Source organism: Erwinia typographi, assembly GCF_000773975.1.
In the GTDB taxonomy this organism is placed as follows: domain Bacteria; phylum Pseudomonadota; class Gammaproteobacteria; order Enterobacterales; family Enterobacteriaceae; genus Erwinia; species Erwinia typographi.
Window position 1 is genome coordinate 48256 of record NZ_JRUQ01000076.1, and the last position, 8949, is coordinate 57204.

At 50.9% G+C, this 8949-nt stretch carries 11 protein-coding genes and 1 pseudogene; all 12 read left to right on the forward strand.

Annotated features, from left to right (window positions below; all coding sequences use genetic code 11):
- Window positions 1-459: pseudogene (locus NG99_RS23765) on the forward strand (phage tail tube protein); the annotation flags it as partial.
- Between the two features lie 36 nt (window positions 460-495).
- Window positions 496-897, forward strand: a complete 402-nt coding sequence (gpG, locus tag NG99_RS23770) for a phage tail assembly chaperone G (RefSeq protein ID WP_034898503.1) — start codon at window positions 496-498, stop codon at window positions 895-897.
- Between the two features lie 17 nt (window positions 898-914).
- On the forward strand, window positions 915-1223 hold the full coding sequence (locus tag NG99_RS23775; RefSeq protein ID WP_269745693.1) for a phage tail assembly protein T: 309 nt from the start codon (window positions 915-917) through the stop codon (window positions 1221-1223).
- A complete protein-coding gene (locus tag NG99_RS23780) occupies window positions 1204-3897 on the forward strand; it encodes a phage tail length tape measure family protein (protein WP_052130853.1) in 2694 nt (897 codons plus the stop codon). Before NG99_RS23775 ends, NG99_RS23780 begins: the two co-directional genes overlap by 20 nt.
- A complete protein-coding gene (locus NG99_RS30430) occupies window positions 3870-3992 on the forward strand; it encodes an IS3 family transposase (protein WP_408606434.1) in 123 nt (40 codons plus the stop codon). The genes NG99_RS23780 and NG99_RS30430 overlap by 28 nt, the downstream gene beginning before the upstream one ends.
- A gap of 144 nt (window positions 3993-4136) precedes the next feature.
- Entirely contained in the window at window positions 4137-4628 is a 492-nt protein-coding gene (locus tag NG99_RS23785; protein WP_034898506.1) for an Hcp family type VI secretion system effector, read from the forward strand.
- A 10-nt stretch (window positions 4629-4638) separates the two neighbouring features.
- The gene (locus NG99_RS23790; RefSeq protein WP_034898508.1) at window positions 4639-5007 is read left to right on the forward strand and encodes a DUF2778 domain-containing protein; all 369 of its coding nucleotides are present in this window, start codon (window positions 4639-4641) and stop codon (window positions 5005-5007) included.
- The gene (locus NG99_RS27740; RefSeq protein ID WP_052130854.1) at window positions 5004-5429 is read left to right on the forward strand and encodes a hypothetical protein; all 426 of its coding nucleotides are present in this window, start codon (window positions 5004-5006) and stop codon (window positions 5427-5429) included. Before NG99_RS23790 ends, NG99_RS27740 begins: the two co-directional genes overlap by 4 nt.
- 165 nt (window positions 5430-5594) lie before the next feature.
- Window positions 5595-6059, forward strand: a complete 465-nt coding sequence (locus NG99_RS23800; RefSeq protein WP_034898510.1) for a hypothetical protein — start codon at window positions 5595-5597, stop codon at window positions 6057-6059.
- The gene (locus NG99_RS23805) at window positions 6056-6538 is read left to right on the forward strand and encodes a DUF1833 family protein (RefSeq protein WP_034898512.1); all 483 of its coding nucleotides are present in this window, start codon (window positions 6056-6058) and stop codon (window positions 6536-6538) included. The genes NG99_RS23800 and NG99_RS23805 overlap by 4 nt, the downstream gene beginning before the upstream one ends.
- 10 nt (window positions 6539-6548) lie before the next feature.
- Complete coding sequence (locus NG99_RS23810; RefSeq protein ID WP_034898513.1) at window positions 6549-6929, forward strand: hypothetical protein; 381 nt, start codon at window positions 6549-6551, stop codon at window positions 6927-6929.
- A partial coding sequence (gene gpJ / locus NG99_RS23815; RefSeq protein WP_034898515.1) for a TipJ family phage tail tip protein occupies window positions 6926-8949 on the forward strand: 2024 nt, incomplete at its 3' end. The genes NG99_RS23810 and gpJ, both read left to right, overlap by 4 nt.

The following is an 8949-nucleotide window of genomic DNA, read 5'->3' on the forward strand; positions in this document are numbered from 1 at the left end:
ATGGCTGCTACTGATCCGTCCGTACCCGTTAAAGGTGCACGCACCACACTCTGGATGTATACCGGAACCGGTGATGCATACGCCAGCCCGACATCCGATGATGACTGGACCCGTCTGGCGCAAATTAAAGACCTAACGCCTGCAGAGCTGACTGCTGATTCTTATGATGATTCTTTCCTTGATGATGATAACGCTGACTGGGCGTCCACCACGCAAGGGCAAAAGTCAGCGGGGGAAGCCAGTTTTACCCTGGCATGGAAACCCGGCGAGACAGGTCAGCAGACGTTGATTACGTGGTTTGAGGAAGGGAGTGACAAGCCTTACAAAATTAAATACCCCAACGGCGTGGTGGATGTTTTTACCGGCTGGGTGAGTAGCCTGGGTAAAGCTGTGGCGGCAAATGAGGTGATCACCCGTACGGTAAAAATTGCGAACAAAGGCAAGCCGCTGCTGGCTGAAGTTCAGCTGTCTGAATCCGGCTCTTAAGGAGAAATCATGTTTCTGAAAACGGAAGAATTCAGCTTCAGTGATGAAAATCTGACGCTTTATGAGTTGTCGGCACTTCAGCGCATCGAATATCTGAACTACCTGGCTGAGATAGAAAAAAAATCCTCTCAGTCTGACAGTGACCCCAGCATCCGGCATGCGGAGCTGGTGGCCATGGGTATCCGGGCCAGCGCCATGCTGGTGGCTATGTCGGTCTGGCACGCAGAAAGGAAAGGGCCTTCAGTACAGGAACTTTATGACGAAATCCTCGCCACCTGGCCGGTTACCGCTCTCGGAGAGGCTGATCGCAAGATTAAAGCCCTTTCAGGGATGATGCCGCCGGAACAGGACGAACAACCACAGACCGAAAACGTGGCTGGCGCTGAGGCCGTTACTGCGGAAAAGTCTTAGCCGGGGAACTGAGGTTCGTGATGCGGTTAGCCAGGGAGTTCAGCCGCCCGGACTGGCGGGTAATGCTGTCCGGCATGACGTCCACTGAGCTTCAGGAATGGTCACTGTTTTATCGTGACCATTATTTTAACGATCATCTTCTGGATGCGCATTTCGCAAATCTCAGTCACCTGGTGATTTCCCTGATGTGCAAAAACGATATGACGCCTGCCAGTTTCAGTTTGCTGCACCCTGATAAAAAAGATATTGAACCGAGCGATGATCAACTGATGTTGCTCGCTGAAGGTATTACCGGAGGAATACGTTATGGTGCAGGCAGTCGGTGATCTGGTCGTCAGCCTTGATGCAGACGCCGCGAAATTCAACGAACAGCTGACTTTCGCGCGCAAACAACTTAACGGGCTGGGGAAGGATGAAACCACAGCCGGTAATCTGGGTGAGCAGGCATTCCTCCGTCAGGAACTGGCGGCAAAACGGGCCGGGATTTCCGTTGGTCAGTATAAGCAGGCAATGCGTACACTGCCCGCACAGTTCACCGATATTGCCACTCAGTTGGCGGGTGGGCAAAGTCCCTGGTTGATCCTGTTACAACAGGGCGGGCAGATTAAGGATTCCTTTGGTGGGCTGCGCCCGACGTTCAGCGCATTACTGGGTGCCATCAACCCGGCCATGGCTGGGGTCGTGGGGCTTACCGTGGCGGCAGGTGCGCTGGCCTACTCTTTTGCAACAGGTCAGGCTGTAACCAGTGAGTTCAATAAAGCGCTGGTAATGACGGGATTCCGCTCAGGACAGACAGCAAATAATTTGTTGTTTGTTTCTGAGGCAGCGGAAAAAGGGGGCAGCTCTTTCAGCGGTGCTACTGCCGCGATTACCGCATTGGCTCAGGCAGGCGCCAACCTTGGGAATGACTATCAGGGCGTGGCTGAGTCAATCGCAACGCTTTCAGATGCAACAGGCACCAAAGTTGCCGAGCTGGCAGTGGTTTTTGGCAAAATTACTGCCGATCCCACCAGTGGTCTTACTGCGATGGCGCAGCAGTACGGACAGGTCACAGCCCGGCAGCTGGATTACGTTAAATCCCTGCAGGACGCCGGAAAGTATACGGATGCCTTGAGTTACGCCAATGGCGTGGCGGCGCAGGGGTTCAGGACGATGGCTGGTGATATCCAGAACAACATGGGGACGCTGGAAACTGCGGCTGACAAAGTTGGCGATGCTTTTAAGTCCATGTGGAATGCGTTACTGGATATTGGACGGGCAAAATCGCTCCAGTCTCAGTTGGCTGACGCCACCGACAAGCTCTATGAACTTGATCAGGCTCTGAGGACTACCAGCGCACAGGGCCAGCAGCGTGTTGGACTTGAAAATGCCCGTGATCTGGCCCGTCAACAGGTCTCCTCCCTTACTGATCAACTGCATACTGAACAGCAGAAAACGGAAGAAAAGCAGAAGCAGGCAACGCTTGAGCAAAGTTCGTTGCTAAATCAGCAACACTTTCAATCTGTCTCTGCTGCCGGTCTGACTAAAGAGCAGCAGAGAACGGCTGAATATAAGCGACTGAATCAGTATATAGCGGAACGAAAAAAGCTGAATCAGTCGCTGAGCGATGAAGAAATCGCGCAGATCAAAAAAGGGATTGAGGAAAAATATAAGGACCCTAAAACCCCTAAACAAAAAGGGTACAGCGTTTCATCCGGGGACAAGGCGGCTGATTCTGTTAATGCTGAAACGCTTGCACTGCAAACTCAGTTGAAGGTGCTGCAGGAGCATGCGGGTATTAATGACACCATCAGCCAGCAGCGTAAAGCCCTGTGGGAAACCGAGGCTAAATTTAATGTTCTTGAGGACGCCGCCAAAAATCGCACCCTGAGCAAAGATGAGCAGTCACTGCTTGCCAGTAAAGATAAGGTCATCGCCCAGGCTGAAGTTAACGCGAAGCTGGGTGATCAAATTGTCGCGCAGCAGGCCCTGGCAAAACTTCAGGAAGATTTGCGCGGTAAGGAAGAGAAAACGCTTAATCTGACGAAGCAGCGGCTCGATTTACTGGACCGTCTGAAGGCCGATGGCGGAATATCCCCGGCAGATTACGATAAAACTTCACGCGACGTTGCGAAAAAGTCGATCACCGATATGCCCAGGGATATCCAGCGGTCTGTGAGGAAATCCAGCGAAGCAGGTGGCGCATTATCCGGTTCTTTTGCCGGGGATGCCAACCAGCTGTCGCAACTGGATCAGCAATCAGCGGAGCTGGAAAAATGGTATCAGAGCAACCTCGCTTCACTGGCTCAATACCGTCAGCAGCGTGCTGACCTCAACGCGCAGTGGGATACACAAGAGCAGGCATTGCAGAAGAAGCACGCACAGGCCGAGAAAAGCATTGAGGATCAGAAAAATAAAATCATCTCTGAGGCTATCCAGTCCAGCCTGGATTCCGTTGTCGATATAACCAGAACGGCCTTCGGTGAAAAATCAGCTATCTATAAAGCTGCCTTTATCGCCGATAAAGCGTACGCAATTGCTCAGTCGATGGTGGCCATTCAGACGGGCATTGCTCAGGCCGCCGCGAATCCTTTTCCCTATAATCTGGTGGCTATGGCTTCTGTAGCAGCAGCGACAGCAAGTATCGTTTCTAATATTCAGTCGGTAGCCCTGACCGGTATGGCGCACGACGGTATTGATACGGTGCCAGAAACTGGAACCTGGCTTCTGAAAAAAGGTGAAAGGGTCGTGACAGCCCAGACATCTGCGAAACTGGATTCGACGCTTCAGAACCTGCGTGATCAGCAACAGGAATCGGCCAGTGCAAATGCTTTCCATTATGCACCCACCATCCAGGTTAATGGTGATCCTGATCAGCGAACCCTGCAGATGATGCAGGACGCGGTTGAGCAGGGGGGGAAAAACACTTATCAACTGATAACTGAACACATTGCTACCGGTAGAGGGAAAGTTTCTAAAGCATTATCGGCAGGGTGGAGCACTGGAAGAAGAAAAAGTTAGGCTATATCCACGACTACTATCATGAACGCCTCAGTTTGCGCCTTAATGGCCTTAGCCCAATTGAATTCAGATTACTTCAACAAGTAGCAACTTGATCGCAGAGGAAAAGATGTGTGAGCTGATTGTAACTTGAAAGTGTGTTTTTATTGATTTCCATCAATTAAACATCATTCAATATTTCGTAATAACAGGTGAGCAGAAGATAATTTCCCACTTCTTATGATGAGGGAGTTTGTTGAATGTCTATACCAGTATATCTGTGGATTTTCGAAGAAGAAGGGAAGTTATTAAAAGGTTCTGTCGATGTATCGGGCCGTGAAGGAAGTATCGAACTAACCGGAATGCAGCATGATTTGTTTATCCCAACGGACGATGCAACAGGTGCAGCGATAGGCACGCGACGACATGAAGCGTATACATTTGAAAAGTTGACAGATTGCTCATCACCGCTGTTGTATAAGGCACTCACAACAGGGAAAACGCTGGCTAAAGCGGTGTTTAAGTTCTACCGCATCAACTACAACGGCCAAGAAGAAGAATATTTCGTTACGACGCTAGAAAATGTGAAGGTGTGCCATGTTGTAACTGTAATGTACGACACCAAAGATCCGGACTTTGTAAAGCACGGACACATAGAGCATGTCGGGCTGTGTTATGAAAAAATAGACTGGCATTATACAGATGGAAATATTAAACACACCGATAGCTGGAACGATCGGAAAACAGCATAAGGAGAATATCGTGGCAAAATGGCTTTACAAGCAAAGTACGGGCGAGTTATATCTCGATGGGAAATTAATCGAAACAGGTTATTCCGGTATACTAACAAATAAAAATAATCCTGATCGTGAACAGGTTCGCGGAATGGGGCCTATCCCTCGTGGCATGTGGAAAATCGGCAGTACTGGAACGAGCAAAGGTCCACTAACAATTACGCTGAATCACATCAGCGGTAGCTCTTATGCTCGTGATATGCGTACATTCAGGATGCACGGTGATAAGCGTCACGGTATCAAAGGTTTTGCTTCCGAAGGTTGCATTATCATGGGGCCATCAACACGTTTACTGGTCAGCAAAGATCGCGGTGCAATCCTTGAGGTGGTACGGTGATTCGGCCTTATGGATTAACGCTGGTCATTTTGCCGTTCGCTGGCCACGCTGTTGAAGCAACAAGTAACGAATGCGCCGCGCGAGGCCATTATGCGGAAGAGATGCTTTTATCTGTAGTGACTAAAGATGGGGTTAAGGGAATCGAGCATGGTAAAACGACGGTTGAAGTATTGAATCTTTCTCCTGTTTCCGATGCGTTAGCACGTCAGTTCGCGCAGCTTGACGCAAAAAACGGCAATGGTCTTTCGGTCAAAGATTACTACGGCATTTACCATGATAACGGCGCAATGAACCTGACGGCGAAGTACACCTATACCAACGTGAAAGGCGCTAGCAATGTTTATATTGTTTCCAGCCTGTTAAATAACGATGAGTGCTCTGTCCGATTTAATGGATATTTGACATTGTCCCGTGAGTTTTAAACGGTAATTTGTCATCTCTGGCAAGGGTGTCAGGTCAACGAGTTGCCGAGTTTCGTTAAATTTCCTGGCCAATATGCTTTAGGTTTGCTTGGGAAACCTCAATAACCCCCGCATCTATCACTGCGGGGGCAGTTCAATCTATATGGGCTTTTTTTGGAGGGATAAATGTCTGATATTTACTATCCCCATGATTATCTCCCCCTGCCTCTTCAGTCAGATCTGTCATTTAAACCAGTCAGTCCATTTCTTCGAACTGATTTAACATCAGGTCGGGCAAGACAGAGGCGATTGTATACTTCTGTCCCAACGCAGGTGGCGGTAAAGTGGTTTTTTAAAAAACCGGGAATGGCTCAGTATTTTGAAGCTTGGTTCAGAGATCGACTGACTGATGGTGAATCATGGTTTTATATGAAAGTAAAAACACCTCTCGGTGTTGAACTTTATAAATGCCGGTTCACTGATATTTATGATGGTCCAATGCTGTTGGCGGGTAAATTCTGGCAATACACAGCCACGCTTGAACTGTGGCAACGTCCTTTGATTCCCGAAGAATGGACTGATTTCCCTGACTATGTGGTTAACGGCGATATTGTTGATCTGGCAATAAACAGGGAGTGGCCTAAATCATGACGGTGCTTAACCGGCTTTACGCCTCATCAGGTAATGAGATTATAATCGAAACATTGCAGATCAATATCGGCGATGACATCCATTATCTCTGCAAAGGGTACGAGGATATTACCGCAATGACTGAAGCCGGCGATACTGTGACGTTTACTGCATGCGCCATTGATATTGCTCTGCCCGCCAGAAACAGCGACGGTACTCAGGATTTGCAGTTTGCCATCAGCAATATTGATGGTGAGGTGTCGACCGCTATCAGGAATGCGCTGGACAAACTCAGCAGCGCTACTCTTAAGTACCGCAACTACATTTCCACTGACCTGACAGCACCGGCGTCGACGCCGTATACGCTGGCGGTTAAATCTGGCTCATGGACTGCATTACAGGTGCAGATAAAGGCGGGCTATATGAATATTCTCGATACCGCGTGGCCGCGCTACCGTTACACCCTGCCATATTACCCCGGACTCAGATATATCAGCTAAGGAGTCTCCCGTGTTCAACCCGGATAAATACCGTTCAGTCACCTGGCTGAAGGGCGGACGCGCATACCCGGAGCTCGACTGTTTCGGCATCGTTAACGAAATACGCCGCGACCTTGAACTTCTGGAATGGCCGGATTTTTCCGGCGTGACAAAAGATGGCAACGGACTGGATCGGGAAGCCAGGAAACTGATGCTTTCACTTGAACGCTGTGATCCAGGGGCCGGGGCAGGTGTTGCCTGTTATTCCGGCTCAGCAGTTACGCATGTGGGTATTGTGGTGGAAATTAACGGCCTGTTGCATGTTGCTGAATGCAATCCGGGAACTAATGTGACGTTCCTGCCGCTTTCCCGTTTCAGGCGACGATTCGTTAAAGTGGAGTTCTGGCGGTGACAATAAGAATCTATCCATCCCGCCTGCCGGGTGAGCCACTGGAGGTTCATCAGCATGGCGAGACAACCCTTCAGGGCTGGCTGTCAAAAAATGTGAGGGAATTTCACCCTGACCGGACTCATCCCATCAGTATTGATGTTGACGGCAAAAATATACCGCCTTCAGCCTGGTTCGACTGCCATATTTCGCCTGTCAGTGACGTGCGTATCTATCCTGTCCCTTACGGCACAGGGCTTGAGATTGCGGCCTGGGTCGCCGTTTCTGTCGCAGTGGCCGCCGCCGCCTATTCTGTTTTCATGCTGTCGAGTCTGGACGCTGGCTCTTACACATCCTCCACTGGTAAAAGCCTTGATCTTAATCCGGCAGAGGCCAACACCGCTAAACTTGGTGATGCGATACGTGAGGTGTTCGGCCGCACGCGCCTGTACCCGGATTACGTGGTATCGCCGGTTACCCGGTTTGATGCCACTGATCCAACGATTATGCGTGTCAGTATGCTGATCTCTATTGGGATGGGGAAATTTGCGTTTACCGATGGTGATATCAGGGTTGGCGATACGCCTGTGTCGTCGCTGCCCGGTTTCAGTTATACCGTGTATCAGCCAGGAGCCAGTGTTTCCGGTGATGAGCGCAGCGAAAACTGGTTTTCGTCAACTGAAGTCGGCGGAACTTCGTCAGGATCAGGGCTGGATATGGCGCAGACCGCGCCGGAAGCGGATGACATCATTGCTGACAGCATGACGGTGTCCGGGGCCAGTGTGTCCTTTACCGGGCTTGATACTGACGATGACGATGATACCGACGAAGATGACGAAGCATTGCCGGATTCATGGGTGGAAGGGGCGACAGTTGAGATCATTGCTCCGACGACATTTAACGTCAGCTCATCGTCAGGTTACAGCGTGCTGGCGAGTGACTTTCTTTCTGAAATCAATCCCTATGTCGGCATGCCGGTGACCATGACTTACGGCAGCATTGACTATCAGTTATATATCGCTACCTGGACGCCATCTCAGGCAGCCGTTCCCGGTACAGGTGGCAGTGCCGCGTCCGTGCAGGCCAGCGCAGCACCGTCAACTTATGATTTCTCGACCTCAACCGCCACGTTTGATGTGACCTGGCAGGGCACAACTTACTCCGTCTCCCTGATCGCTGACTATGTGACGATGTCCGGCCTGGTGGCAGCCATTACTGAGGCGCTGGAAGGTTCCGGTCTGGCCGCACAGGATATCAGTGGCACGGTGAGGATAACGGAACCTTTCAGCCCCTATGCTGGCGGCAGTATCACCACGACCTCTCTCCCTGCTTCCGTTTTCGGAACCTCTCCGGCGAACACTACTGGCACGGCATCATCAGGTGGCAGTGCCGCGGTTACCGCCAGCGTTACGCTGGCTTATAACAGTGCAGCTGGCGCGGCATTCACTGGCGTTCCTGGCGGGCAGCAGCGCCTGTCGGTATCCCATCGCGGTTATGAGTACCGGATTGTTACCGTTGATGGTGCAACGGCGACAGTTCAGCGCCTGATTGGCGGGGCGGTCGATTCCACCTGGCCTGGCTTTTCAGCCAGAACAATGATTGATTATTCGGCCAGCGGGATAAATGACAATGATACCTGGCTCGGGCCGTTTCTCGCCTGCCCGGAGAATGAGACCTGTGACATGTTTGAGGTCAATTTCTCTTTCCCGAGCGGCATCTGTGGATTTAACGGGAAAGGTAAAAAGCAGACACGCCATGTTGAATGGGAAATCCAGTATCGCGTCTACAGCTCGGGCTCCAGCTGGACCAGCCTTACCGGCATCTATGCGCTGAAAAATATTAACGGGCTTGGATTCACCGAGCGGGTCACGCTGACCAGCGCCGGGTTAGTGGAGGTCCGCTGCCGCCGCCGGAATGAACAGGGCAGTAACAACGCACGCGATAATATGTACTGGCAGGCGCTGCGGGGACGCCTGAAGACCAGGCCCTCATCTTACGCTGGCGTAACACTTATGGGGGTGACCGTTGAGACCGGCGGTAAGCT

Excerpts from the sequence above, each read along its gene's own strand:
- NG99_RS23780 (WP_052130853.1), top strand. The coding sequence starts at position 1,204 with ATGGTGCAGGCAGTCGGTGATCTGGTCGTCAGCCTTGATGCAGACGCC.
- NG99_RS23785 (WP_034898506.1), top strand. The coding sequence starts at position 4,137 with ATGTCTATACCAGTATATCTGTGGATTTTCGAAGAAGAAGGGAAGTTA.
- NG99_RS23800 (WP_034898510.1), top strand. The coding sequence starts at position 5,595 with ATGTCTGATATTTACTATCCCCATGATTATCTCCCCCTGCCTCTTCAG.
- NG99_RS23805 (WP_034898512.1), top strand. The coding sequence starts at position 6,056 with ATGACGGTGCTTAACCGGCTTTACGCCTCATCAGGTAATGAGATTATA.
- gpG (WP_034898503.1), top strand. The coding sequence starts at position 496 with ATGTTTCTGAAAACGGAAGAATTCAGCTTCAGTGATGAAAATCTGACG.